The following is a 24654-nucleotide window of genomic DNA, read 5'->3' on the forward strand; positions in this document are numbered from 1 at the left end:
ATCTTTGCCACCTCCCGAAGTGCCGGCCGCGCTTCCCCCGTAGAAAAAACCCCTTCAGGTCCTCCCCCCCGCGCCGGTTCAACCGAAACCAAACCACGGCCCCCCCGCTGCAGTTTCGGGGATATTTCCGGGTATCGGCGTGATCCGGCGGTGGCCGGATCCAGTCGATCACCGGTGTGGATATTCACTTCTGTCAACCTCGCCCCATCGCCCGCGTCAGGTGAATCTCGATCACCACGCGTGACGGGTTCGGTGACGGGGTCCTGCCGTAGCGCTCCGCGTAGCGCCGCTCCGCCTCGGCGACCCGGTCCCGCTCCTCGTGGACGAAGGCCCGGCCCTCCAGCGTCGCCCAGCGGCGGCCCTCCAGCTGGCAGACGGCCACGGCCGCCCCCTGCTCCCCGGCGGCCCGCACGTACCGCACCTTCGCGCTCGCCCTGTTGGTGATCACCCGAGCCAGACGGGCCTCGGGATCGTATGTGACCCCGACGGGTACCAGATGCGGAGTGCCGTCCGGGCGGGGAGTCGTCAGGGTGCACAGGTGCCGCTCCCGCCAGAAGTCGAGATACGACGGGTCCGGAGCGCCGGGATCCACGGAGTACTTGGTCGCCATGCCCCGGAACTTAGACCCCGGTCCTCCCGGAACCGTCCTTGAGTGCACTAGACTCAACTTTGTGCAAGCCGTTCGGGTCAGTGCAAGGAGGAGAACGCGAACGTGGACGCCGAGCTGACCAACCGGAGCCGGGACGCGATCAACGCTGCCAGCAACCGGGCCGTGACCGAGGGACACGCCGACCTCACCCCTGCCCATCTGCTGCTCGCGCTGCTCCAGGGACAGGACAACGAGAACATCACCGACCTGCTCGCCGCGGTCGACGCCGACCAGGCCGCCGTGCGCTCCGGAGCCGAGCGGGTGCTCGCCGGGCTGCCGAGCGTCACCGGGTCGACCGTCGCGCCGCCCCAGCCCAACCGCGAGATGCTGGCCGTCGTCGCCGACGCCCAGGCCCGCGCCAAGGACCTGGGCGACGAGTACCTCTCCACCGAGCACCTCCTCATCGCCCTCGCCGCGAAGGGCGGCGCGGCCGGCGAGGTGCTGTCCCAGCAGGGGGCCGACGCCAAGAAGCTCCAGGCCGCATTCCAGAAGACGCGAGGGCAACGACGCGTGACCACGGCCGACCCCGAGGGGCAGTACAAGGCCCTGGAGAAGTTCGGGACCGACTTCACCGCCGCCGCGCGGGAAGGCAAGCTCGACCCCGTCATCGGGCGGGACCAGGAAATCCGGCGCGTGGTGCAGGTGCTGTCGCGGCGGACCAAGAACAACCCCGTGCTGATCGGCGAGCCCGGCGTCGGCAAGACCGCCGTCGTCGAGGGCCTCGCCCAGCGGATCGTGAAGGGCGACGTGCCCGAGTCGCTGAAGGACAAGCGGCTCGTCGCGCTCGACCTCGGCGCCATGGTCGCCGGGGCCAAGTACCGGGGCGAGTTCGAGGAGCGGCTGAAGACCGTCCTCGCCGAGATCAAGGACTCCGACGGGCAGATCATCACCTTCATCGACGAGCTGCACACCGTCGTGGGGGCCGGGGCGGGCGGCGACTCCGCCATGGACGCCGGGAACATGCTGAAGCCGATGCTCGCGCGCGGTGAGCTGCGCATGGTCGGGGCGACGACCCTCGACGAGTACCGGGAGCGGATCGAGAAGGACCCGGCGCTGGAGCGGCGCTTCCAGCAGGTGCTGGTCGCCGAGCCGACCGTCGAGGACTCCATCGCGATCCTGCGCGGGCTCAAGGGCCGCTACGAGGCCCACCACAAGGTGCAGATCGCCGACAGCGCGCTGGTGGCCGCCGCCTCGCTCTCCGACCGGTACATCACCTCCCGCTTCCTGCCCGACAAGGCCATCGACCTCGTCGACGAGGCGGCCTCACGGCTGCGCATGGAGATCGACTCCTCGCCCGTCGAGATCGACGAGCTCCAGCGCGCCGTCGACCGGCTCAAGATGGAGGAGCTGGCGATCGGCAAGGAGACCGACGCGGCCTCCCGCGAGCGCCTGGAGAAGCTGCGGCGCGACCTCGCCGACAAGGAGGAGGAGCTGCGCGGCCTCACCGCCCGCTGGGAGAAGGAGAAGCAGTCCCTCAACCGCGTCGGTGAGCTGAAGGAACGCCTCGACGAGGTGCGCGGCCAGGCCGAACGCGCCCAGCGCGACGGCGACTTCGACACCGCCTCCAAGCTCCTCTACGGCGAGATCCCCGCCCTGGAGAAGGAGCTGGAGGCCGCCTCCGAGGCCGAGGAGGAGGTCGCCAAGGACACCATGGTCAAGGAGGAGGTCGGCGCCGACGACATCGCCGACGTCGTCGCCTCCTGGACCGGCATCCCCGCCGGGCGGCTGATGGAGGGGGAGACGCAGAAGCTGCTGCGCATGGAGGACGAGATCGGCAAGCGGCTCATCGGCCAGACCGAGGCCGTGCGGGCCGTCTCCGACGCCGTGCGACGGTCCCGCGCCGGGATCGCCGACCCCGACCGGCCCACCGGCTCCTTCCTCTTCCTGGGCCCGACCGGCGTCGGCAAGACCGAACTGGCCAAGGCGCTCGCCGACTTCCTCTTCGACGACGAGCGGGCGATGGTCCGCATCGACATGTCGGAGTACAGCGAGAAGCACAGCGTGGCCCGGCTGGTCGGCGCCCCGCCCGGATACGTCGGCTACGAGGAGGGCGGCCAGCTCACCGAGGCCGTGCGCCGCCGTCCGTACTCCGTCGTCCTGCTGGACGAGGTGGAGAAGGCGCACCCCGAGGTCTTCGACATCCTGCTCCAGGTGCTGGACGACGGGCGCCTGACGGACGGCCAGGGCCGCACGGTCGACTTCCGCAACACGATCCTCGTGCTGACGTCGAACCTGGGCAGCCAGTTCCTGGTCGACCCGATCACCAGCGAGGAGGAGAAGAAGGAGCAGGTGCTGGAGGTGGTGCGCAGCTCCTTCAAGCCGGAGTTCCTCAACCGCCTGGACGACCTGGTCGTCTTCTCCGCGCTGACCAAGCCCGAGCTGGAGCGCATCGCGAAGCTCCAGCTGGAGCGCCTGGCCAGGCGGCTCGCCGAGCGGCGGCTCACCCTGGACATCACGCCCGAGGCCCTGGCCTGGCTCGCGGAGGAGGGCATGGACCCGGCGTACGGCGCCCGGCCGCTGCGGCGGCTCGTCCAGTCCGCCATCGGCGACCGGCTCGCCAAGGAGATCCTGTCCGGGGAGATCAAGGACGGCGACACGGTCCGGGTGGACCGCTTCGAGGACGGGCTCCTGGTCGGACCGGCGACGGGCAAGACGCTGTAGGACCGCCCCCGGTCACATCGTGAACGCCGAGAAGCGCACCAGCGCGGTCTCGGCGTTCTCGTGCTCCACCCTCACCTGCACCACATGCGCCTCCGCCGTGCCGGGGAGGCCGTTCTCGTGGGTCACGTCGAGGCAGAGCTCCCCGCAGGCGCCCCCGCCCGTGCGGGGCTCCGGGGCGTCCGGGTACGTCTCGCGCAGCCAGTCGCGGACGTCCTCGCGGGGCAGCCGCAGCACCGCCGAGTACGAGGTGTCGATGCCCCGCTGCACGGTGCAGTCGTGGGCTCGGGCGTGCGCCGGGCGCTCGGCTGCGCCGAAGGCCAGGGCCTCGGTGCACGGGACCGTCGCCGCCGCGCCCGTACGGGCGTCGTCGCGAGGCTCGTCGTCCCCCGACCAGGCCCACAGGAAGAGGCCGGTGATCAGCACACCGAGGACCACCACCGGCAGTGCCAGAAACGGCAGGACGAGCCCCCACCTGGTGTGCCCCCGCTCCGTCGCGACCACGACCGTGCCCCCTCCGTCGGCTGCTCAGGAGGACGGTTGTGGGTACCCGGAGGTTGCAGTTGACCGGATCGTGTCAGCCGTGGGCTGACAGGGCCTGTCGGGGCTTGCCACCCCCCTCCCCGCATGGGGGAGGATGGCGGAATCCGTACGAAGGGAAATTCACGGTGACCATCGACCCGTCCTCGATTCCGAACTTCGGGGGCCAGCCCGAGCCGCAGCCCGGCGGTCCGGCCGGCCCCGTCGTCCCGGATCAGGACCTCGTGAAGCAGCTCCTCGACCAGATGGAGCTCAAGTACGTCGTCGACGACGAGGGAGACCTCGCGGCGCCGTGGGAGCAGTTCCGCACCTACTTCATGTTCCGGGGAGAGGGAGACCAGCAGGTCTTCTCCGTGCGGACGTTCTACGACCGGCCCCACGAGATCGAGGCCAAGCCGCAGATCCTGGAGTCGATCGACGACTGGAACCGCCGGACCCTGTGGCCCAAGGTCTACAGCCACACCCACGACGACGGCACGGTCCGCCTGATCGGCGAGGCCCAGATGCTGATCGGCATGGGTGTCAGCCTGGAGCACTTCGTCTCCTCGACGGTCAGCTGGGTGCGCGCGGCGATCGAGTTCGACAAGTGGCTCGTCGAGCAGCTCGGCCTGGAGCAGGAGATCGACGAGGCGGAGAAGCCCGAGGACGACGAGTAGGCCCCCGGGAGGGCCCCTGCGGCGCGTCGGCGCGTACGAACGGGTACGCGCTGTACGCGCCGTCTGCTTTTTTCCGGTGCCTTCGGTGTCACTCCGGTCGCCCGTGCCACTCGTGCGGCCCCGGGGGAGGCGCTTGCGCGCTCCGGCTCCTCAGCTCAGCCAGCCCTTTTCGTGTGCGAGCAGCGCGGCCTCCACTCTGTTCGCGGCGCCGAGGCGGCGCATGATGACGGCCAGGTGCTTGCGGTAGGTGCGCACGGACACCCCGAGGCGGCGCGCCGCCGTCTCGTCCTTGTCGGCTTCCCTGAGCATGGTGAGGATCTCGCGTTCGATGTCGGACGGCATGTCCGCGTCCTCGCCGGGGAGTTCCTCCGCGCCCTCCCACATACGCTCGAAGAGCGTGACCAGCGTGGCCACCAGGCCTGGTTCACGCACCAGCAGCGCCCCCACCGAGGTGTGCGCGGGGTTGATGGGGGTCAGCGCGGCCGACCGGTCGACGATGATCACGCGCTCGATGGGGTGGTGGGAGATCCGCACCTCGGCTCCGTGCGAGACCAGGTCGCGCATGTAGGTGAGGGTGGTGTCGTCCTGCATGATCGCGGACCCCATGATCATGCGCAGGCGCACGCCACGGCGCAGCAGCCGCATGTTGATCGGGTGCGAGACGGCGATCGACTCCTCGGTCAGGACGCCGGTCGGCTCCGTGCTCAGATCCTCGGTCCGGGCGAAGAAGGTCAGCTCGTCGATGGCTTCCCGGACCGCCTCGATCCCGTGCAGCTGCGTGATCATCCGGCCGGGGTCGTCGGTGCCCGCGCGGGGCGAGGAGGGGGCGGTCAGGCGCTCCATGAACAGGGACTCGATGACCGAGTGCCGCGCGGCCTCGCTCTCCAGCTCTTCCCGCAGACGGCGCAGACGGCCGTCGATCAGGGCGTCCACGGCCCGGGGCGGAGGGACGGGGCGTACCGCGCCCTGGGTGTTCCTGGTGGCGAGCCCCAACGCCACCAGCCGGTCCAGCGCCGACTCCTCGAACGACGTGTGCGCGTGCGCGTCGGGCTCCTCGGGGCCGGACGCCGGCGCGGACGAGCCGCGTCTCAGGAGGGCGCGGTACAGCCGCTCCTCTTCCTCGTTCACGCCAAGGAAAGCAAGCGGATTGCCCATGTGTTTCCCCCTGTTGATGATCGATCACACATGCGGTCCCTGGAATCCTCAGACGCCCCTACGCGACTGTCAATGACGAATTGTCAATATATGTCCGCTAGTTCAGATATCGGACAACCGATTTGGCGGCGGCGGACGGGCGGGGCATGAGGGTCGCTGCAGCTTGAGGAATCCGCGGGTGCAGCAAGCTGCGCGCAGATGGTCTCGTGGCGGCCCTCGCCACACGGCAGAGTCGTTCTCGCAAGGAAGCACGAACAGCGCAGAACGAGAAAACGCCGCATCAAGCATCGAGGAGACATCGGTGAACCGCTCCACGTCCCGCAGCACGCTGTCGTCCCGTCGTCGTGGACACGTCGTCGTCGGTCTGCTGACCGCGGGGATGATCGCCCTGGCCGGCCAGGGAACGGCCCGTGCCGCGGGGCAGCCGGCGGAGAGCCGGACGGTGGCGGTGACGGCGTCCGCCTCCGCGACGGCGACGGGTGCGGGGCGCGGGACCGGGAACGGGACGGTGTCCGCCCCGGGGCTCAACCCCCTCGCGTTGTTCCAGCTCATCGGCGATCTGCTGCCCGTCCCGGCCCCGCTGCCGAAGAACAACAACGACTGGAAGTAGTCGGCTGCCGCGGCCCGCCCGACATCACGACCCAGGAGATCCCGACGCCATGACCGACTACTCCGTGCTCCTCCCTTGCGTACCCCGCCGCCTGGAGCAGGCGCTCCCCTTCGCCGGACTGGTCCGGTGGACCGGGGCGACCCGCCTCTGGCAAGGACAGGCCATGGTGATGGAACCCCACCAGACCTTCACCGGTCTGGCCGGGGCCGGGTTCCGGGTCCCGACCGGCTTCGGTGTCACGCTGATGCCCCTGCGCCATCCGTACGAGGCGGCCCTGCAGGCGCGGTCCGTGGCCCTGGCCACCGGGGAACCGGTGATCGCGGGCTTCGGGCCGGGCGCCAGGGCCTTCCAGGAGAACATCCTCGGAGCGCCGTACGAGAAGCCGCTCCAGGTGGCGCGCCAGTACGTGACGGCGGTGCGCCGGCTGCTCGACGGCGAGACGGTCGTCATGGACGGCCCGCACCTCACCTTCCGGGGCGGGCTGGCTCCGGCCGCGGCACCCAGGGTCGACGTGGGCCTGGGGGTGCTGCGGCCGGGTATGGCCCGGCTGGCGGGCGAGGTGGCGGACGTCGTGATCACATGGCTGACGCCGCCCGGCTACCTGCGGGACGTGATCCTGCCCGCGGTGGCCGAGGGTGCGGCACGGGCGGGGCGGACTGCGCTGCCCCGTGTCGTCGCCATGGTCCCTGCGGGACTGGAGAAGGAGGGGCGCGAGGGCGCCGGGCCCGAACGGCTGGCTCTGGCCGGCAACGCGCCGCACATGCAGGCCCCGCACTACCTGGACATGCTCGGCCGGGCGGGTGTGGACGTCGGCTCCGGGCGGATCGAGGACGTGGCGCGCGGTGTCGTGGAGACCGGTGCGTTCGCGGGCGGCGATCTGCCGCAGGCGGTCAAGGCCCTCCGGGCCTACGAAGAGGTGGGGGTGGACGAGATCGTCCTGAACACCACCGCCGTCCACAAGCTCTTCGGTGCCCAGGAGTCGCTCGCGGACCTTTCGGCGATCCTGCGGTCGGTGACGGCACCGCACTGACCGACCGCTCGTCGCCCGCGGGGTGACCGACCGCTCGTCGCCCGCGGGGTGACCGACCGCTCGTCGCCCGCGAGGTGACCGACCGCTCGGCGCACACTCCCGACGCCGACAGCGGTCGCAGCGCGCGCCGTGGCCGGGGCGCACCTCCGTCGAACCCGATTCCCTGCTGCCCGAACGCAGAGGGGATGCAGATCAGTAAAGGATTGTCTGGCATGGACATGGCAGATCGTGGACGTCTGAAGCAGCACCTCATCTCCTGGGCGACCGCCGCCCCGCTCGCCGGGCCCGCCGGCGCCGGCGTCGGCACGCTCGTACTGGCCGACGCGGCGCACATCCCCGCCGTCACGGCCGCAGGGCTCGTCGGCCCCCGCACCCTCCTGCTGGCACCCGACGACGGCACCGGCGACCGCGCCCCCGCCGTCGGCTACCAGGGCAGCCTCACGGAGCCCGGCGACGAGTTCTCCAACGGCCAGGACTTCTTCCTGCAGACCCACGCCTACGCCGCCAGCCCCTTCATGACCGTCTTCGGCCCGACCGTCATACGCGTCTTCGACCGACACGACTTCGAGGCCTTCCTCGCCGACGCCGACCGGGCGCTCGCCGAGGGCGTCTTCCCCGAGTTCCTCATCACCTCCTCGGTGCTGCTGGCCGACCCGGCCGCCCTCAGCGGTGCTCACAACCCGGCGGACGGCCCGGCCCTGCGCCTCTACGCCGACCGGAACGGGCAGCTGTCCACCAGCCCCACGGGAGCGGTGCTCGGCACGGTCGACGACAGCCTCGACACCCTCACCGAACGCTTCGACATGACCGGATCCGGCGCCGCCGCACTGGACGCGGCACTGCCGGCCGGGACACGGGCGGAGGCCCTGCGCGGACGCCCCTTCCTGGCCCGCTACCTCGAAGCCGTCGGCGCGCTGCGCAGCCTCATGGCGCGCGGAGCCACCGGCCTGCGGGTGTCCGGGTTCGGCTTCCGGCTGACGCCCGGGCTCGCCGAGTCCGGCGCCGACGCCGACCTGGCGGACCCGACCCTGCCGATCGTGCTGGACGGGGAGGGGGACGAGAAGGCGTACGTCGTGGCCGGCGACCGCCTGTTCGCCGTCGACCGGCGGGCCGCACAGGCCCTGGAGTGCCTGCTCGCGACCTCCGGAGAGGTGGGCGACCTCGTCCCCGCCGCCGAGGTGGACCGGCTGGCCGAGCTGTTCTCCCGGCACGGCCTGCCGCTGCCCGTACCGGCGCGTATCCCGGCGGCCGCCCGATGAGCGCTCCGGCCATGCCCCTGACGACGACCGAAGCGACGGCGCCCGTGGCGACGACGCCCGTAGCGACGGCGCCCGTAGCGACGACGGCCGAAGGGACGGCGCCCGTAGCGACGACGGCCGAAGGGACGACGACCGCAGCGCCGTACGGCCGCGAGACGGCGAACGGCCGCGATACCGCGAACGGGCATGAGACGCCGATCGGCCCCGAGACCCCGTCGGCCGACGGGCCCACGTCGAGCGCACCCACGTCGCACCACGAGACCACAACGGCCGGCGTACCCGCCCTCGCCGCCGCCCGCCGGATCGCCGAGCTCGGCGACAGGGCTCGCGTCTGCGGTCTGTACGACGCCCTCGGCGCCCCGCTCTACCACGACCTCGCCACCTACGACGACCCGGAGACCCGGGCCCTGCTGACCGCCGTGCGGACCACGCCCGGCCCCGTGCTCGACCTCGCGGCCGGCTCGGGACGGTTCACGCTGCCGCTGCTCGCCACAGGCCGGCAGGTCACCGCCCTCGACCTGTCCGCCGACATGCTGGCGCTGCTGCGGACTGCACTGGACCGGGCTCCGGCGTCGATGCGGGAGCGCTGCACCGTGGTGCGGGGCGACATGTCCCGCTTCGCCCTCGGACAGAGGTTCCCGCACATCCTGCTCGGCACCACCTCGCTCTCGCTCCTCGACGAGGACGGCCGCACGGGCCTGTACCGCAGCGTCCTCGCGCACCTGGCCGAGGGCGGCCGGTTCCTGCTGACCGTCCTGGAGCGGGGCGACCGCGAAGGCCCCGACGAGACGGCCGTACGGGTCACCGGAGCCGGCGGCACCGTCTACGAGCTGTACGAGCACTGGCCCGCCGGCGCCGACAGCCGCACGGTCACCCTGCTCCCCGCGGACCCGCCGGGCGACGACAGCCCCGTCACGGTCTGCACGGACCGTGTGGCCGTCCTCGATCTGCCGCGCCTGGAGCAAGAGCTCACCGCGTCCGGCCTGACCATCACCTCCCGCCGGCTCCTCTCCCCGCCCGGCGAGCGTCACCGCGTGACGCTCCTGACCACGGAAGCTGCCCGATGACCGCGCTCTGGCCCTACCTCATACCGCCCTCCAGCCACGGCGACGACAGCCTCTGCGCCGTCGGCGCCGCCGGACACCGCGTCACCTTCGCGGACGGCAGCATCGCCCTCGACGCCGACAGCGGACTCTGGAACGTGAACCTCGGCTACGGCAACCAGCGCATCGCCGAGGCCATCGCCGAAGCCGCCGAACACGCCTCCTACCTCGGGGCCTTCCGCTTCGAGAACAGCTACGCCCGGCGCGCGGCGGAGGACCTGCTGCGGGTCTGCGGGCCCGACCACTACGCCCGGGTGCTCTTCTCCACCGGCGGCGGCGTCGCCAATGACGCCGTCATGAAACTGGCGCGGATCTACCACGCGGTACAGGGCCGGCCCGGACGCAACCTGGTGGTCGCCCTGCGGGGCAGCTTCCACGGACTCACCTTCGGCGGATTCGCCCTGACCGGTGAGGACCTGGGACAGCGGGTCTACGGAGTGGACCAGCGGCTGATCCGCCACGTCACCCCGAACGACACGGCCGAACTCGGCCGGCTGATGGCCGCCCTCGGCGGCCAGGTCGCCGCGGTCGTCGTGGAACCCGTCGTCGGCACCGGCACCCTCCCGCTCGACGCCTCGTTCGTGGCCGAACTGGGCCGTCTGCGCGACGAGTACGGCTTCCTCCTGGTCGCCGACGAGGTCGCCACCGGCTTCGGCCGCACCGGAAGCTGGTTCGCCTCCGAGAGCTGGCCGGGCCTGCCCGACGTACTCGTCACCTCCAAGGGCCTGACCAACGGGGCCTGCCCCGCCGCCGCCCTGGTGATGTCCCACCGGGTGACCCGGGCCCTCGTCGAGCACGACACGATGTTCGCCCACGCCGAGACCCAGGGCGCGACCGCCCTCGCCTGCGCCGCCGTCAGCGCCACCATCTCCGAGATGGAGCGGCTCGACGCGGTCACCGCGGGCCGGAACGTCGCCGCCTGGCTCCAGCAGGGGCTCGCGGAACTGGTCGAGCGGCACCCGCTCGCCACCCACGCCACCGGCGTCGGCTGCTTCCGCACCCTGCACCTGACCCACCCCGACGGCCGCGCCCTGGCCGGGACGGACGTCGCCGACCTCGTCACCCGGATCCGGCACGCGGGCGCCATCGTCCACCCCGGTCCCTCCGGCATCCAGCTCGTGCCCTCCCTGACCTACCGCCGCGCCGAGGTCGCCGAGCTCATGACCTGCGTCGAGGAGGGACTCGACAGCCTGCTGCCGGCGACCTCCCTGGCCGCGAGGAGCTGACCCCGTGCCCGTCTCTCTCGACACCTACGACCGGATCCCCGAACTGCTGAGGGAACTGAACCCCACCGGCGTGACCGTCCTGGCCGACCCGGCCGTGGCCGACCACGCCGTCACCCGGAAGATCCTCGCCGAGGTCGCCCACGCCGGGTTCACGCCCGACCGGGCGGTCACCCCGGCGGACGGCGGGATGCCGGCCGTCGAGGCCGCCGCCTCCCGGCTCTCTCCCGGTGAGCTGGTCGTCGGTGTCGGCGGGGGCAGCACCCTCGACTTCGCGAAGCTCGTCGCCGCCGTCGGCCGCCACCCCGACCTCCTGCGCTATCTGGCCTCCGGGCAGCGCAGCGGCCTGGTGGCGCTCCCGCTGGCGTGGGGGGAACACGCCGAGGTCCTCGCGGTCCCCACCACCCTGGGCACCGGGAGCGAGGCGGGACCCGTGGCCTGCTTCCCCCACGAGGACGGCAAACGCATCGCGATGGGGGAGTGCCTGCGCCCCCGAGCCGCCCTCTGGGTGTCCGAGGCCACCGAGACCCTCCCGGGGCGACTCGTCATGGACGGCGTGCTCGAAGCGCTGTTCAGGACCGTCATCCCGTACAGCAGCGACACCCTCGATCTTCCCGAACAGGACGCCGCCGTAGAGGACTTGGCGGGCCGGCTGCTCATGGTCGGCGACCGGCTGGCCCGGCACACCGCCACCGGCCTGCCGGCTCCCGCGCCCGAGCGGCTGCTGGCCGCCCGGCTCAGCGCCGAGAGCCAGCGCGGAGCCATCAACGTCGGCCGCAACCCGTACGCGGTGAAGTGCTGGGCCGTCGCCAACGAGCTCTCCACCACGCTGGGTCTGGCCAAGATGCGGGCCGTCTGCGCTCTGTGGCCGGTCGTGTGGCGGCAGGCCCTGCGGGGAGACACCCGCTTCGGCAGCGCCGACCGCGTCCACCGGCTGTGGGAGCGCCTGAGGCAGCGGGCCCCCTGGCTCGCGCCGGGGCCCGACGACGGTCTCGAACAGCTGATGCTGCGCTGGCGGATCGACCGCGCCGTGCACCTCGCACCGCACCTGCGCCACCACATCGCCCTGCGCAGCGTGCGCGCCTGGGGCGCCGGACTTCCCACCCTCGCCGGGTTGAGCGCCGACGACGTCGCCGCGCTCCTCGCCGAGGCCACCGAGCCGACCGCCTCCGCGGCCGGCTCCCCCGAACCCCTCCCGGCGGCCTGAGCGCCGACCCGGAGGAGCACCGCACCACCCGCACCACCGCACAGTCCGCATCACCGAACCGACAACACGAGGAGAACACCATGGCGCGCAACAACCCGGTCGAGCAGGAGCTGCAGGAGCTCGGCACCGAGCTGGACATGCAGGAGCTGGAGACCCTCGAGGCCCCGGGCTGGGCCACCAGCGCCGGTGTCAGCGTCGGCATCTCGATCGTCTCCGTCGCCTGGAGCCTCACCTGATCGAGCCGGCGTCCGCCGCTCCGATCCACCGCACCGTGCCCCGCGCACGGCCGGACCTCCCCGACGGCTGCCGCCCGGCTCCCCGTGGGCCGCGTGGCAGCCGGGGGACCCCCGGATCCGCACCACCCCATCCACCGAAACCCTCAGAGAGGCAACCGACATGAGCGAGAACCTGGGCACCGTCGAGAACATCGAGAGCGCCGAGTTCGTCGAGCTGGAGATGCAGGAGCTGGAGGCCCTGGAGGCCCCGGGCTGGGGCACCATCAGCGTCGCGTTCTCCACCGGCGTCTCGGTCGGCGTCTCGGTCACCCTGACCTGATCAGCTCTCGGTCACACCTCCGCAGAACCCCTCGCAGAACCCTTCAGAGAGGCAATCGACATGAGCGAGAACCTGGGCACCGTCGAGAACATCGAGCACGCCGAGCCCGTCGAGCTGGAGATGCAGGAGCTGGAGGCCCTGGAGGCCCCGGGCTGGGGCACGTTCAGCGTCGCGTTCTCCACCGGCGTCTCGGTCGGCGTCTCGGTCACCCTGACCTGACCTGATCGGCCCGGCAGCACCATCCCGCACCACCGGCACCACGGCACTTCCGTGCCACACCAACCCGTAGAACACCTCAGAGAGGCAACCGACATGAGCGAGAACCTGGGCACCGTCGAGAACATCGAGCACGCCGAGCTCGGCGAGCTGGAGATGCAGGAGCTGGAGGCCCTGGAGGCCCCGGGCTTCTGGACCGGCGTCTCCGTCGGCACGGCCATCAGCGCCTCCGTCGCCACCTCCATCACCCTCACCTGAGAGCGACACCGGCGAGCGCACTGACGCGACGGGAGACGGAGTAGCCGGCTCCCCTGCGCACCTTGGAGCCCCCTCGGGCGACACCGAGGATCTGCGGTGGTCCGGCCGGCCCGTCCGGCCGGACCCCCGCAAGGGTGCAACGCGCTCTCCCACTCCCCGCCGCCGTCCCGTTAAGGAAACTCCATGAGCGCTGTCACGAGTCCACCGCCGCCCACCATCCCGGCCCACGCGCGGCGCCCCCGCCTCGCCCCGAGCGCCGAGGTCCACTCGCCGGCCGACGGCCAGGGCGACTGGGTCCTCCAGCACGGCGCCCGCTACGTACGGATCAACGAAAAGGTCGCGGATCTCGTCCGGGAGCTGGACGGGGAGCGCGACCACGAGGCCCTCGCCGCCCGGCTGGGCGGTGCCTGGAGCGCCGAGCGGGTGGGCAGCGCCGTCTCGCGGCTCGACTCCCTCAAGCTGCTCGACGACGGTGAGACCCCGGCGCCCGCCGTCGCCCCACGCTTCCAGATCGTCCCGCCGATGACGCTCCAGCTCACGCTGCTGCGGCCGGGACGCACGATGCAGGCCATGGGCCCGCTGTTCGCCCGCCTCTTCTCCCGGGGCGCGGTGGCGGCCGGGATGCTCTGCGTCCTGCTCGGTGTCGCCGCCCTCGCCGCCCAGTGGGACGCGGTCGCGGTGACGCTGAACAGCCCCCTGTCCGCGGGCACCTTCGCCGGAGTGCTCTTCGCTCTGCTGCTCGGCGTGTCCATCCATGAGCTGGGCCACGCCGCCGTGCTCATCCGTTACGGGGGCCGCCCCTCCCGCATCGGCGTCATGCTCTTCTACCTGATGCCGGCGTTCTTCTGCGACGTGTCGGACGCCTGGCGCCTCCCGGCCCGCCGGCAGCGCGTCCACACGGCCCTCGCCGGGCCTGCGGTCCAGACGTCCCTGGCGGCCGCCTCGGCCCTCGCGGCCTGGCCCCTGCCGGACGGCACCGCCAAGACGTGCCTGCTCTTCTTCGCGGTCACCAGCTACGGAACCGCCCTGCTCAACCTGACGCCGTTCATCAAGCTCGACGGCTACATCGCCCTCATGAGCCATGTGGACGTCCCGTACCTGCGCGACCGTGCCATGGCCGACGCCCGCCGGACCCTCGCCCGGTTCCTGTTCGGCGGCACCTACCAGCGCGAACTGCCCACCCGCTGGACCGTGGTGTACGGCTTCGCCTGCCTCGCCTTCCCCGTGTACTTCCTGAGCGCCGCCCTCCACACCTGGCTCGGCACCCTCCAGCGGGTCGGCTGGGTGGGGCTCCTGCTGGCCGCCTGCGGACTCTCGTACCTCGCGTGGATCCTGATCCGCGGTGCCGTCCGGCTCTCCGCCGAGGTGAAGGCCGCCGGCGTCCGCCCGGCCCGGGTCGGAGCCGTCTGCGCCCTGCTGGCCGCTCTCGCCTGCGCAGCGCTGTTCCTGCCGGTCCGTCAGACGGCGGCCGCCGCCTACGTCACCGACGCCGCCGGCACCCGCCTGGTCCTGCCGCAGGGCTCAGCGGACGAGCAGATACGCCCCGGGCAGCACGTGACGCTGCGGACGAACGGCCTGGTGCTGAACGACACCGTCGCCACCGCCCGGGTGGGAGCCGCCCGGTCCGGCAAGGCCGAGGTCCCGGTCTCCGCCTACTTCCCCGTCGACGTGGGAGATGCCGTGGTCATGGACTCGACCGCCTACCCACTGGAACTCGCCCGCACCCCCTCGCCGGCCACCGGCACCGCCGAGGTCGAGCTCGGCAGCGTGCCCCTGTGGAAGTCCCTCCACCGCACCTACGTGCTTCCGTTCCTGCCCTTCTGACCCTGGAGACACCGTGCTCGACACCCGGTTCATCAACTTCTGCCGCGCGGACTCGCTCTTCTACGACGCCCCCGCCACCGAGTCCGTCGGCGCGGACTTCCACGAGGGCCGGAACCTGCCCGCGGGCTGGACGGCCACCCGGGGACGGGAATGGACGGTCTGCGTCCCACCCGACTCCCGCGTCCCCGACCAGGGGTGGAAGATCCACGTCGCGGCGTCCCCCGACAACGCGGCCGGACTCCTCGACACCGTCGCACCGTACTGCGTCGAGCACGGGCTGATGTACAAGTACATATCCGACCCGGAGACGCTCGCCCGCCGGGGCAGCAAGTACGGGGACCGCAGCGCCAGCGGCAAGTTCATCACCGTCTACCCCGCCGACGAGACGGAGCTGAAGCAGGCCCTGGACGGCCTGGAGGAGCTCGTCGGCGGCACCCGCGCCCCGTCGATCCTGAGCGACCTGCGCTGGCGGGAGGGCCCGCTCCACGTGCGGTACGGGGGCTTCGTCCTGAAGACCACCCGGCTCAAGGACGGGACCCTCACTCCCGCGATCACCACCCCGGACGGCGAACTCGTCCCCGACGAGCGGCGCCCGGGATTCCACACCCCCTCCTGGGTCACGATGCCGTCCTTCCTGCAGGAGGCACTCGCCGAACGGCGCGCCCGCACCCTCGGCGACTTCCCCTTCCGCGTCTACAAGGCCCTGCACTTCTCCAACGGCGGCGGCGTCTACCGCGCCGTCGACAAGCGGGACGGGAGCGAGGTCCTGCTCAAGGAGGCCCGCCCGTTCGCCGGCCTCGACGCGGCCGGGGACGACGCCGTCGCCCGCCTCGACCGCGAGCAGTGGGCGCTGTCCCGGCTCGCCGGGCTCCCGTCCGTCCCCGCGCTGAGAGACGTGCGCAAGGGAAACGAACACCACTTCCTGGCGCGTGACTTCGTCGACGGCACCCCGCTCACGGACCTCGTACGCCTCCGCCACCCCTACGGCACCACCGACAACACGCCGCAGGCCAGGGCGGCGTACGCCGACTGGGCACTGGACATCATCGGCCAGGTCGCCGAGGCCGTGGACGCCATGCACGAACGCGGCGTGGTCTTCGGCGACCTGCACCCGGGCAACATCCTCGTGTGCCCCGACGACACCGTCGCCTTCATCGACATGGAGACCGCCACACCCGCCGAGGAGATGCGCGCGCAGGCCATGGGCTCCCTCGGCTTCCGGGCCCCCGACCACCTCCGGGGCCCCGCCGTCGACCTGTTCGCGCTCGACGTGCTCCGGCTGACGATGTTCGTCCCCATGCCGCACGTCGTGCCGTGGGGCACCCAGAAGATCCGCACGCTGATCGACGCGGCGGTCCGTGACTTTCCCCTCCCCGAGTCCTTCGTCCGGCAGATCGAGCGCGGCCTCGGCGACGATGTCCTGGGCGCCCGCACGGAGTTCGGCGTGCGCTGGCCCGCCGCCGGGGAGGAGACCGGGACCCTGATCGCGAACATCGCCACGTCCGTCGTCGAGGCGGCCACCCCCGAGCGGACCGACCGCCTCTACCCGGGCGACGTCTCGCAGTTCATCGTGGCCGACGGGGGCGTGACCTTCGCGTACGGGGCGGCCGGCGTGCTCTGGGCGCTCCACCGCGCCGGTGCCGAGGTGCCCGCCGAGCACGTCGAGTGGCTGCTCGCCCAGGCCGGGCAGGTCACCGGCGACGGCCCCGGCTTCTTCACCGGCCTCGCCGGCATCGCGTACACCCTGGACGAACTCGGCCACCCCGACGCCGCCGACGCGGTCATGGAGCGCGCCTTCGCCGGGTGCGACGCCAACGTGACGACGACTCTGGCGACCGGCCTCTCGGGCCTCGGACTGACGGCGCTGCACCTGGCCGCCCGGCGGGGGGACGACCAGGGCCTGCGCCAGGCGCTCCAGCTCGCCGACCGGCTGCCCGACGCGCCGGCGCCCCAGCGCATCGGCCTGCTGCACGGCCGCTGCGGCAGCGCGCTCCTCCTGCTGCGCCTGTACGAACACACCGGCCGCCCCGACCTGTTGGACCGGGCCGTGGCCGAACTCCACGCGGAACTGGAGCTCATCGAGCGCACCGACTTCGACGACCGTCTCCTCAGCCCCGGCCTCGAGGGTTCCGCCGGCATCCTGCTCGCCCTGCGGGCCGCGCTGCGGCACACCCCCGACGACGCGCGGCTGCGCACCGCGGTGAACCGGCTCCTGGGCCTGCGGAGGGGCGGCTTCGCCACGTCGTGCAGCCTGCTGCACGGACGTGCGGGCGAGATCCTCGCTCTCCAGGACGGCGGCAGCGCCGCCGAGCGGGACGTCCTGGGCTTCCACCTCGAAGCCCTCGGCTGGGAGGCGATCGCCGCCGAACCCGGTCGCGTCGACTTCCTCGGCAACTACGGCTACCGGCTCTCCACGGACCTGGGCACCGGCTCGGCGGGTGTCCTCCTGGCCCTCGTCGCCCTGCGGGACGGCACCCCGGCCCTGCCCTTCCTCGCCCCCACGGCCGTCGAGGTGCGACGGTGATCGACATCCCGACCACCCTCGCCCCCGCGTCGGGCATCGCCCTGCGCTACGCGGTGACGCCCCCGCACGGCGACGATCCGCTGTGGAGCAGCGCGGTCGAACTCCACGCGGTGGAGGACTTCACGGGCACGGTGGGTTCCGCGGGTTCCGCGGGTTCCGCGGGTTCCGGGACTTCGGCAGGGATCTCGGCCGGGGCGTCGGCAGGGGCGTCGGGTTCGGCCGGGTCGGCCGGGGCCACGCCCCCTGCCGGCCCGGGTGCCGCTCTCCTGGATCTCCCGCTGTCCGCCCGGTTCGCCGGGGCCAGCGGTACCTCCCGGGTCGACGCCCTGCTGCGCGGAGCGGGCGAGGCCGTCGAGCGGCGCGCCCTGCACCCCTCGGCCGCCCATCCCGCCCGCCCGGGCACGGCGGCCCGCCTCGACGGCACGACGCTGTACGCGCACCACCCGGGCCACGCCCTGTCCCATCCCGACGCCGAGGCGTGCGACCTGTCCTGGTACGAGGCCCGTGCCATGGACTGGGAAACCCTCGGCACCCCCACCCCCGGCACCCCCGGCACCCCCACCCCCGGCACCCCCGGCATCCCCGGCACCCCCGTCCTGGTTCCCGCCGACCTCGTCGACTGGCCCGCCCGCCGGGCCGACCTGTTCGACCCGAGCCCGTCCGGGGCAGCGGCCGGCGCGAGCCACGAGACCGCCCTGGCCGCCGCGATGACCGAGGTGACGGAGCGGGACGCCCTCACCGTCGCCTGGGGCCGGCAACTGCGCCTGCCGACGTACACCCCGTCGCCCGCCGACACCAAGCTCCGGGCGGTGTGGGAGCGGGCACGCGCGGCGGGGCTCACCCCCGTCCTCGCCCGCATCCCCACCGCCGTACCCGGGCTCTGGTGCATGACCGCCTGCCTGATCGACCCGGAGGGCCCGGGCGCCCTGGCCGCCGTCGGCATGAAGGCGTCGACCCGGCCGGCCGAAGCCGCCGCCAAGGCGTTCCAGGAGGCGTGGCAGGTACGGGCCGCGCTGCGGGCGCTGCGCGCACAGGGCGAGAGCGGGCACCGCGCCCCGATCGTCACGGAACACGACCGGCTCTGCCACATGCTGACCGGCCCCGCCTACGCGTCCGTGCGCGACTGGGTCGCGGGATTCCAGGAGCCGAGCACGCTTCCGGCTCCCACGCCCGCGCGGGACCTGAGGGCGGAGGAGATCCGGCGGGCCCTGACCGCCGACGGCGCGGGCCTGCTCGTCGTCGACCTCACCCCGCGTCTCCCGCCGGCCGTCACCGCCATGGGCTGGCACGTCGTCAAGGTGCTGGCCCCCGGCTACCAGAACCTGCGGATGGACGAGACCCATGCGTGGAGCTGGCACCTGCCCCGGCTGGCGTCGGCGGTCGAACGGACCGGCTGCCCCGCCCGTCTGGACGACCCACGGGAAGCGCCCCCGCACCCCCTGCCCTGACCCCGCGGTGGTCCGCCGCCGCTCGCTCCCCCCACCGTGAACCACCGATCAACCGAGCTGAGAGAAGACACAGATGCTGGAACTGGAAGAACTCGTACGAGACTTCGGCGATCACCGTGCCGTCGACCGGGTGTCCTTCCGCGTGTCCGGAGGCCGGCTGACCGGGTTCGTCGGCGGGAACGGCGCGGGCAAGACCACCACCATGCGCATGATCATGGGCGTCCTTGCCACGAACGGCGGCGAGATCCGCTGGGGCGGTGCCCCCGTCACGGCCGCCGACCGCAGGGACTTCGGCTACATGCCGGAGGAGCGGGGCCTCTACCCCAAGCAGACCGTCCTCGGCCAGCTCGTCTATCTGGCCCGGCTCCGAGGCCAGGGCAACGCCGACGCCCGCCGTCACACCCTCGAACTGCTCGAACGCCTCGGGCTCGCCGAGAAGAGCCAGGCCCGGCTCGAATCCCTGTCGCTGGGGAACCAGCAGCGCGTGCAGATCGCGGCGGCCCTGCTCGGCTCGCCCCAACTGCTCGTCCTCGACGAGCCGTTCTCCGGACTCGACCCGCACGCCGTCGACACGATGGCCGAGCTGCTGCGCGAGTACGCCGCCGCCGGCATCCCGGTGCTGTTCTCCTCCCACCAGCTCGACCTGGTCGAGCGGCTCTGCGACGACCTGGTGATCATGGCCTCCGGTCAGGTCGTCGCCAAGGGCACCGCGGACGAGCTCCGCCACCGCGACAGGCCCCGGTACCACCTCGTGACCGGCGCGCCCGCCGGCTGGGTCCGCGCCGTACCCGGCGTGACCGACGTCGAGGAACTCCCCGACGGAGCCCGCGTCGAGCTGGCCGCCGACGCCGACCCCGGCGCGCTCCTGACCCAGGCCCTGAGCCGCGGAGACGTGCACGCCTTCACCCCCCTCGTTCCCAGCATCGCCGACGTCTACCGGGAGATGACCTCCGCATGAGCACCGTGACCTCGAACCCCGCCGACCGGGCCGAGACGTCGCCCGGCCCGAAGGGCACGCCCACGGCTTCCGGTGGCCCCTCCCGTGCGGCCACGCCCGCCGCCTGGCGCATCGTCGCCGCCCGCGAGATCTCGGTGAAGCTCACCAACCGAGGCTTCCTCGTGTCGACGCTGGTCACCCTCGCCCTGATCGTGGGCGCGATCGGACTCCAGCTCTATCTGGCCGACTCGATGGGGAAGATCACCGTCGCGGTGGCCGACCGGCAGGCGGGCCGGATCGCCGGCCAGGCCGAGCAGCTGGCCGTCCGGGCGGACCAGGACGTCGAGATCACCGTCCGGCAGAAGTCGTCCGCCGAGCAGGTGCGCGAGGCCGTGCGGTCCGGTGACGCCGAGGCCGGGCTGCTGTCCGAGGGCGGCCGCTGGGTCCTGCTCGGCGACACCGGGCAGAACGACATCGCCGCCACCTGGATCGGCGCCGCGGTGCAGACGAACGCCCTCGACCGGAACGCGCAGGCAGCGGGCACCAGCCTGGCGGCCCTCAGTGAGGGGGCGCAGGTCAAGCACGTCCTGCTCTCGGCCGACAAGACGCCCGAGGGCGCGGTCCGGATGACGACGTACTTCTTCGGCTTCCTCTTCTACCTGGCCGCGGTCCTGCTCGGTGCCGCGCTCGCGACCAGCGTCGTGGAGGAGAAGCAGAACCGCATCGTCGAGCTCATCGCCAGCTCCGTTCCGCTGCGCTCCCTGCTCGTCGGCAAGATCGTCGGCTCCACACTCCTGGCGCTCGCCCAGATGGCGCTGTTCTGTCTGGTCGGAGTCGGCGGCCTGATCTTCACGGGCGAGCAGGAGTTCCTCGCCGACATCAGCACCGGCCTGGGCTGGTTCCTCGTCTTCTACGTCGTGGGCATCGCGGTCCTGGCCTGCCTGTTCGCCGCCGCGGGCGCGCTTGCCACCAGGAGCGAGGACATCCAGTCCACCACGACGCCGGTGAACGCGGTCACCGCGCTCGTGTTCATCCTCGGCGTCACCGTGTCCGGCGGTGTGCGGGAGATCCTCTCGTTCCTCCCGCTGACCTCGACCGTGACCATGCCGGCGCGCGTCCTGGCGGGCGAGACCACCTGGTGGGAGCCGGTCGTCGCGCTGGTCCTGTCCATCGCCGCGGCGGTGTTCATCGTCGGGCTGAGCGGCCGCGTGTACCGCCGGGCGCTCCTGCAGACCGACCGCAAGCTCTCGTTCCGCCAGGCCATGAAGCTGACGGACTGACGTTCCCGTACCAGCACAACCGCCGGTCACACACGCCGGTACAGCCAGAAACCCGACCCCCCACCGGAAGGAAATCCGATGACCGCTTCCCGTTCCACCACCTCCCTCGCCGCTCTTCTGGCCGTCCTCGCCTGCGTGGAGGTGGTGCTGTTCGCCGGCGACGCCGCCGACGGCATCCGCTACGGCGTCGGCGCCGCTGTGGCCGTCGCGATCCTCGTGCTGGTCGCCCGGCTCGCCAAGGGCGGCTCCTCCGACTGACGGGCCCGGTCCGTGTCCGGGGCCGGCCCTGCCGCGCCGGCCCCGGACACGGACTCCCCGCCGGCCCATGGTTCCCACGTGAGCGGGAAGACAGCCTGTCTCACCGACATCCCTTCTCTTCCTCTGCGGAGCTGTCCATGAACTCCCCCCATCAGGTGTCGATCACCGGTCCGTCCGGGGCGCCGCCAGAGACGGCAGCGATCCGTTTCGTATCCCTCCTCCCGGCCGGGTGGCATGCCGAGGTCGGCGAGTTCGAGGAGAACCTCGCCCGCCTCCGCCTCACGGCCCCGCCGGGAACCACCAGGTCGGAAGCCACCCGGACGGCCACCGACATCCTGTCCCAGCCCGGCCTCCAGGGCTGGCACCTGGCCGACGAGTGACACCCGGGCCGGTCGCCGGGCCCTTCCCCGACTGACAAGGGCCCAGCACCGGCGTCCCTGGAGCGCCGCGCCGAGCCGCTTCGCCGCCTCCTCCAGCACGCTCGTCCGCTTGCAGAACGCGAACCGTACGAACGGGGCACCCTCCTCGCGGTGGTCGTAGAAGACCGCGTTGGGGATGGCGACGACGCCGGCGCGTTCCGGCAGGCCGCGGCAGAAGGCGAAGCCGTCCGTTTCGCCGAGGGGGCGGATGTCGGTGGTGATGAAGTACGTGCCCGAGGGCCGGAAGACGCGGAAGCCGGCCTCCTCCAGGCCCACCGCCAGCAGGTTCCGCTTGGCCAGCATGTCGGCGCGGAAGTCCGCGAAGTACGACTCGGGCAGCGAGAGCGCCTCGGCGATCGCGTACTGGAACGGGCCGGCCGAGACGTACGTCAGGTACTGCTTCGCCGAGCGCACCGCCGTGACCAGCTCCGGGGCCGCCGTCACCCAGCCGACACCTCGTTGGCCTGCCTGTTCCTACGGCGTGCGACAGGCCCCGCTGCGGATCTCCGGCCGTACCGACGGGCTCGGTGACGCGGCACTGTCCGTCGTATCCTGACCACACACGGGAAGGAGCCGTCCATGAGCGTCGACGCGATCGTGCACACCGAGTTCCCCAAGGGGTACACGGTCCTGTTCGGGGCCGACGGAAAGGTGATCATGACCCCGCAGAGCGAAGAGCACTCCAGCACCATCAGGTCGATGCAGATCGACTCCGCTCTCGCCCTCGGCCGTCACGCGAAGGTCACCTCCGATGTCTACATCGACTTCCCCGCCGACGAGAACTCCGCCCCCGACCTCGCGATCCTGCGCGAAGACGCACGCAAGGAAGGCAAGCGCTACAGCTTCGAGGACGTCCTGCTGATCTCGGAGGTCGTCTCGACCTCTTCCGCACGCAAGGACTACGACGACTGCACCGCGAAGTACGGCCGCTACGGAATCCCGATCTACCTGGTCGTGGACCCCTACGCCCAAGAAGTCGTCCTTCACACCCAGCCGACGGCCTCGGGTTACATCGCGGCCCACACCCACCCGTACGGCACCGGCAAGCTCCCCATCCCCCTGGCCGACGGCCGCACCTTCACGCTCGACCTCGACGAACTCCCGCGCCCGGATCCCGAGGCGGACGCCCGCTGACGCAGGGGGACGAGTTCACGGGAGAACCCCGGTGCACCGCCCGGTGCGTCTGGAGCGCCGCGCCGAGCCGCTTCGCCGCCTCCTCCAGCACGCCCGTCCGCTTGCAGAACGCGAACCGCACGAACGGGGCGCCCTCCTCGCGGTGGTCGTAGAAGACCGCGTTGGGGATGGCGACGACGCCGGCGCGTTCCGGCAGGCCGCGGCAGAAGGCGAAGCCGTCCGTTTCGCCGAGGGGGCGGATGTCGGTGGTGATGAAGTACGTGCCCGAGGGCCGGAAGACGCGGAAGCCGGCCTCCTCCAGGCCCACCGCCAGCAGGTTCCGCTTGGCCAGCATGTCGGCGCGGAAGTCCGCGAAGTACGACTCGGGCAGCGAGAGCGCCTCGGCGATCGCGTACTGGAACGGGCCGGCCGAGACGTACGTCAGGTACTGCTTCGCCGAGCGCACCGCCGTGACCAGCTCCGGGGCCGCCGTCACCCAGCCGACCTTCCACCCGGTGAACGAAAATGTCTTCCCGCTGCTCGAAATGGTGACCGTGCGCTCCCGCATCCCCGGGAACGTCGCCAGCGGCACGTGCTCGGCGTCGTCGAAGACCAGGTGCTCGTAGACCTCGTCCGTCACCACCAGCAGGTCGCGCTCCACCGCCAGCTCGGCGATCGCGGCGAGCTCCTCGCGCGTGAGGACCGTGCCGGTCGGGTTGTGCGGGGTGTTGATCAACAGCAGCCGGGTCCGGTCGGTGACGGCGTCGCGCAGCTCGTCGAGGTCGAGGCGGAAACGGCCCTCCTCGACGTCGGCGCGCAGCGTGACCGGCACCCGGCGGCCGCCCGCCATCGCGATGCACGCCGCGTAGGAGTCGTAGTACGGCTCGAAGGCGATCACCTCGTCCCCGGGCTCCACCAGGGCCAGCAGGGCGGCGGCGATGGCCTCCGTGGCGCCCGCGGTGACCAGGACCTCCGTGTCGGGGTCGTAGGACAGCCCGTAGCGGCGCTGCTGATGGGCGGTGACAGCGGTCCGCAGCTCGGGGACGCCGGGCCCCGGCGGGTACTGGTTGCCGCGGCCGTCCCGCAGAGCCCGTACGGCGGCCTCCCGGATCTCCTCGGGGCCGTCGGTGTCGGGGAAGCCCTGCCCGAGGTTGATGGCGCCGGTGCTCAGGGCCAGGGCGGACATCTCGGCGAAGATCGTCGTCCCGAACTCGGCGAGCCGGCGGTTCAGGAGGGGGCGCGCGCTGGAGGTCATGCCGGTCATCCTGCGCCGAAGCTCTGGAGTTCCTCAACACTGCTTCGCTGATATCCACCTGCGCCGGTACCCAAAGCACCATCGCTGAGCAGGGAAGGAGCTGGTGTCGACTGTCGTCATCCGGCGTCGTCGGTCGGCCTCGGACGGCCCACAGACGGTCCAGCGCCGGCCGTCGCCGAGTCGCGAGCTGACCCCGACTGAGGTCGACGCTCGACCTTGGCCCGGCTCGTTGTGGCGGGCAGGGAACTTCGTCAGCCAGCCCTGGTACGGCGGCCCGTGGCGTACCCGTGCGAACACGACACCCGCCCCCACGCCTTATGTGAGGGACGCCACACTCGAAACCCGCACAACCCCCCGCCCTTCTCGAAGGTCTGGGGCGGGGGGGGGGGGTAGGGGGTTTGGCCGCGCCTCATCCCGCCCCACAGAGGAGGGCACACCGCTCACCTACTCCGCTCCGCCTCTTTCGGTCCCCTCCCC

24 protein-coding genes and 1 pseudogene are annotated in these 24654 nt (G+C 72.2%); 20 read left to right on the forward strand and 5 right to left on the reverse strand.

The genetic code is table 11. From position 1 onward, the window contains the following. Positions 1 to 193: 193 nt before the first annotated feature. Complete coding sequence (locus ACZ7EG_RS12865) at positions 194 to 610, reverse strand: pyridoxamine 5'-phosphate oxidase family protein (protein WP_471076336.1); 417 nt, start codon at positions 608 to 610, stop codon at positions 194 to 196. Between the two features lie 102 nt (positions 611 to 712). On the opposite strand from ACZ7EG_RS12865, the gene clpB reads away from it, so the two are divergent. Beyond that, complete coding sequence (clpB, locus tag ACZ7EG_RS12870; RefSeq protein WP_471076338.1) at positions 713 to 3310, forward strand: ATP-dependent chaperone ClpB; 2598 nt, start codon at positions 713 to 715, stop codon at positions 3308 to 3310. 12 nt (positions 3311 to 3322) lie between these two features. Here clpB and ACZ7EG_RS12875 read toward each other — a convergent pair whose 3' ends face one another. Beyond that, positions 3323 to 3811, reverse strand: a complete 489-nt coding sequence (locus ACZ7EG_RS12875) for a hypothetical protein (RefSeq protein WP_471076341.1) — start codon at positions 3809 to 3811, stop codon at positions 3323 to 3325. A 164-nt stretch (positions 3812 to 3975) separates the two neighbouring features. Between ACZ7EG_RS12875 and ACZ7EG_RS12880 the strand changes: the two genes are divergently transcribed. Next, positions 3976 to 4503, forward strand: coding sequence for a YbjN domain-containing protein (locus ACZ7EG_RS12880; protein WP_234848941.1), 528 nt, complete (start codon positions 3976 to 3978; stop codon positions 4501 to 4503). 150 nt (positions 4504 to 4653) lie between these two features. Here ACZ7EG_RS12880 and ACZ7EG_RS12885 read toward each other — a convergent pair whose 3' ends face one another. Next, positions 4654 to 5631, reverse strand: a complete 978-nt coding sequence (locus ACZ7EG_RS12885; RefSeq protein ID WP_471076345.1) for a helix-turn-helix transcriptional regulator — start codon at positions 5629 to 5631, stop codon at positions 4654 to 4656. A 328-nt stretch (positions 5632 to 5959) separates the two neighbouring features. On the opposite strand from ACZ7EG_RS12885, the gene ACZ7EG_RS12890 reads away from it, so the two are divergent. From ACZ7EG_RS12890 to ACZ7EG_RS12970, 17 genes are all read left to right on the forward strand, one after another. After that, entirely contained in the window at positions 5960 to 6268 is a 309-nt protein-coding gene (locus tag ACZ7EG_RS12890) for a hypothetical protein (protein ID WP_471076348.1), read from the forward strand. 49 nt (positions 6269 to 6317) lie between these two features. Continuing rightward, on the forward strand, positions 6318 to 7298 hold the full coding sequence (locus tag ACZ7EG_RS12895) for an LLM class flavin-dependent oxidoreductase (RefSeq protein ID WP_471076351.1): 981 nt from the start codon (positions 6318 to 6320) through the stop codon (positions 7296 to 7298). 218 nt (positions 7299 to 7516) lie between these two features. Continuing rightward, positions 7517 to 8557 carry a daptide biosynthesis RiPP recognition protein gene (mpaB, locus tag ACZ7EG_RS12900; protein ID WP_471076354.1) on the forward strand — a complete coding sequence of 347 codons (1041 nt, stop codon included), beginning with the start codon at positions 7517 to 7519 and terminating at the stop codon, positions 8555 to 8557. 11 nt (positions 8558 to 8568) lie between these two features. Continuing rightward, positions 8569 to 9624, forward strand: a complete 1056-nt coding sequence (gene mpaM, locus ACZ7EG_RS12905) for a daptide-type RiPP biosynthesis methyltransferase (protein ID WP_471076357.1) — start codon at positions 8569 to 8571, stop codon at positions 9622 to 9624. Next, complete coding sequence (mpaD, locus tag ACZ7EG_RS12910; RefSeq protein ID WP_471076360.1) at positions 9621 to 10886, forward strand: daptide-type RiPP biosynthesis aminotransferase; 1266 nt, start codon at positions 9621 to 9623, stop codon at positions 10884 to 10886. The genes mpaM and mpaD overlap by 4 nt, the downstream gene beginning before the upstream one ends. Positions 10887 to 10890: 4 nt before the next feature. Then, complete coding sequence (gene mpaC / locus ACZ7EG_RS12915; protein WP_471076363.1) at positions 10891 to 12090, forward strand: daptide-type RiPP biosynthesis dehydogenase; 1200 nt, start codon at positions 10891 to 10893, stop codon at positions 12088 to 12090. 80 nt (positions 12091 to 12170) lie between these two features. Beyond that, positions 12171 to 12326, forward strand: coding sequence for a daptide-type RiPP (locus ACZ7EG_RS12920; protein ID WP_471076366.1), 156 nt, complete (start codon positions 12171 to 12173; stop codon positions 12324 to 12326). 160 nt (positions 12327 to 12486) lie between these two features. Beyond that, a complete protein-coding gene (locus ACZ7EG_RS12925; RefSeq protein WP_471076369.1) occupies positions 12487 to 12645 on the forward strand; it encodes a daptide-type RiPP in 159 nt (52 codons plus the stop codon). A gap of 60 nt (positions 12646 to 12705) precedes the next feature. After that, on the forward strand, positions 12706 to 12864 hold the full coding sequence (locus tag ACZ7EG_RS12930) for a daptide-type RiPP (protein ID WP_471076372.1): 159 nt from the start codon (positions 12706 to 12708) through the stop codon (positions 12862 to 12864). A gap of 93 nt (positions 12865 to 12957) precedes the next feature. After that, on the forward strand, positions 12958 to 13119 hold the full coding sequence (locus ACZ7EG_RS12935) for a daptide-type RiPP (RefSeq protein WP_389962443.1): 162 nt from the start codon (positions 12958 to 12960) through the stop codon (positions 13117 to 13119). A 183-nt stretch (positions 13120 to 13302) separates the two neighbouring features. Further along, positions 13303 to 14943, forward strand: coding sequence for a daptide biosynthesis intramembrane metalloprotease (mpaP, locus tag ACZ7EG_RS12940; protein WP_471076376.1), 1641 nt, complete (start codon positions 13303 to 13305; stop codon positions 14941 to 14943). A gap of 13 nt (positions 14944 to 14956) precedes the next feature. Continuing rightward, complete coding sequence (gene lanKC, locus ACZ7EG_RS12945; RefSeq protein ID WP_471076379.1) at positions 14957 to 17467, forward strand: class III lanthionine synthetase LanKC; 2511 nt, start codon at positions 14957 to 14959, stop codon at positions 17465 to 17467. Beyond that, entirely contained in the window at positions 17464 to 18915 is a 1452-nt protein-coding gene (locus ACZ7EG_RS12950; RefSeq protein WP_471076382.1) for a YcaO-like family protein, read from the forward strand. The genes lanKC and ACZ7EG_RS12950 overlap by 4 nt, the downstream gene beginning before the upstream one ends. A 73-nt stretch (positions 18916 to 18988) precedes the next feature. Next, complete coding sequence (locus tag ACZ7EG_RS12955) at positions 18989 to 19873, forward strand: ABC transporter ATP-binding protein (protein ID WP_471076385.1); 885 nt, start codon at positions 18989 to 18991, stop codon at positions 19871 to 19873. Continuing rightward, complete coding sequence (locus ACZ7EG_RS12960) at positions 19870 to 21132, forward strand: ABC transporter permease (protein ID WP_471076388.1); 1263 nt, start codon at positions 19870 to 19872, stop codon at positions 21130 to 21132. The genes ACZ7EG_RS12955 and ACZ7EG_RS12960 overlap by 4 nt, the downstream gene beginning before the upstream one ends. A gap of 78 nt (positions 21133 to 21210) precedes the next feature. Then, entirely contained in the window at positions 21211 to 21390 is a 180-nt protein-coding gene (locus tag ACZ7EG_RS12965) for a hypothetical protein (protein WP_471076391.1), read from the forward strand. Between the two features lie 137 nt (positions 21391 to 21527). Continuing rightward, positions 21528 to 21770 carry a hypothetical protein gene (locus tag ACZ7EG_RS12970; protein WP_471076394.1) on the forward strand — a complete coding sequence of 81 codons (243 nt, stop codon included), beginning with the start codon at positions 21528 to 21530 and terminating at the stop codon, positions 21768 to 21770. 66 nt (positions 21771 to 21836) lie between these two features. On the opposite strand, the pseudogene ACZ7EG_RS12975 reads toward ACZ7EG_RS12970, so the two are convergent. Continuing rightward, a pseudogene (locus ACZ7EG_RS12975) lies at positions 21837 to 22262 on the reverse strand (aminotransferase class I/II-fold pyridoxal phosphate-dependent enzyme); the annotation flags it as partial. A 126-nt stretch (positions 22263 to 22388) separates the two neighbouring features. Here ACZ7EG_RS12975 and ACZ7EG_RS12980 point away from each other — a divergent pair. Further along, positions 22389 to 22943: a Uma2 family endonuclease gene (locus ACZ7EG_RS12980; protein WP_471076397.1), complete on the forward strand. Its 555-nt coding sequence runs from the start codon at positions 22389 to 22391 to the stop codon at positions 22941 to 22943. Here the strand turns inward: ACZ7EG_RS12980 and ACZ7EG_RS12985 are convergent. After that, a complete protein-coding gene (locus ACZ7EG_RS12985) occupies positions 22888 to 24186 on the reverse strand; it encodes a pyridoxal phosphate-dependent aminotransferase (RefSeq protein ID WP_471076400.1) in 1299 nt (432 codons plus the stop codon). The genes ACZ7EG_RS12980 and ACZ7EG_RS12985 overlap by 56 nt on opposite strands. Positions 24187 to 24654 lie beyond the last annotated feature (468 nt).

It is taken from the genome of Streptomyces sp. NPDC037100 (genome assembly GCF_055606225.1).

Bases quoted from the DNA above. Each gene is read 5' to 3' on its own strand.
- ACZ7EG_RS12865 (WP_471076336.1), bottom strand. From the start codon at position 610: ATGGCGACCAAGTACTCCGTGGATCCCGGCGCTCCGGACCCGTCGTAT.
- ACZ7EG_RS12895 (WP_471076351.1), top strand. From the start codon at position 6,318: ATGACCGACTACTCCGTGCTCCTCCCTTGCGTACCCCGCCGCCTGGAG.
- mpaB (WP_471076354.1), top strand. From the start codon at position 7,517: ATGGCAGATCGTGGACGTCTGAAGCAGCACCTCATCTCCTGGGCGACC.
- mpaM (WP_471076357.1), top strand. From the start codon at position 8,569: ATGCCCCTGACGACGACCGAAGCGACGGCGCCCGTGGCGACGACGCCC.
- mpaD (WP_471076360.1), top strand. From the start codon at position 9,621: ATGACCGCGCTCTGGCCCTACCTCATACCGCCCTCCAGCCACGGCGAC.
- ACZ7EG_RS12920 (WP_471076366.1), top strand. From the start codon at position 12,171: ATGGCGCGCAACAACCCGGTCGAGCAGGAGCTGCAGGAGCTCGGCACC.
- ACZ7EG_RS12925 (WP_471076369.1), top strand. From the start codon at position 12,487: ATGAGCGAGAACCTGGGCACCGTCGAGAACATCGAGAGCGCCGAGTTC.
- ACZ7EG_RS12930 (WP_471076372.1), top strand. From the start codon at position 12,706: ATGAGCGAGAACCTGGGCACCGTCGAGAACATCGAGCACGCCGAGCCC.
- ACZ7EG_RS12935 (WP_389962443.1), top strand. From the start codon at position 12,958: ATGAGCGAGAACCTGGGCACCGTCGAGAACATCGAGCACGCCGAGCTC.
- mpaP (WP_471076376.1), top strand. From the start codon at position 13,303: ATGAGCGCTGTCACGAGTCCACCGCCGCCCACCATCCCGGCCCACGCG.
- ACZ7EG_RS12955 (WP_471076385.1), top strand. From the start codon at position 18,989: ATGCTGGAACTGGAAGAACTCGTACGAGACTTCGGCGATCACCGTGCC.
- ACZ7EG_RS12960 (WP_471076388.1), top strand. From the start codon at position 19,870: ATGAGCACCGTGACCTCGAACCCCGCCGACCGGGCCGAGACGTCGCCC.
- ACZ7EG_RS12965 (WP_471076391.1), top strand. From the start codon at position 21,211: ATGACCGCTTCCCGTTCCACCACCTCCCTCGCCGCTCTTCTGGCCGTC.
- ACZ7EG_RS12970 (WP_471076394.1), top strand. From the start codon at position 21,528: ATGAACTCCCCCCATCAGGTGTCGATCACCGGTCCGTCCGGGGCGCCG.
- ACZ7EG_RS12980 (WP_471076397.1), top strand. From the start codon at position 22,389: ATGAGCGTCGACGCGATCGTGCACACCGAGTTCCCCAAGGGGTACACG.
- ACZ7EG_RS12985 (WP_471076400.1), bottom strand. From the start codon at position 24,186: ATGACCGGCATGACCTCCAGCGCGCGCCCCCTCCTGAACCGCCGGCTC.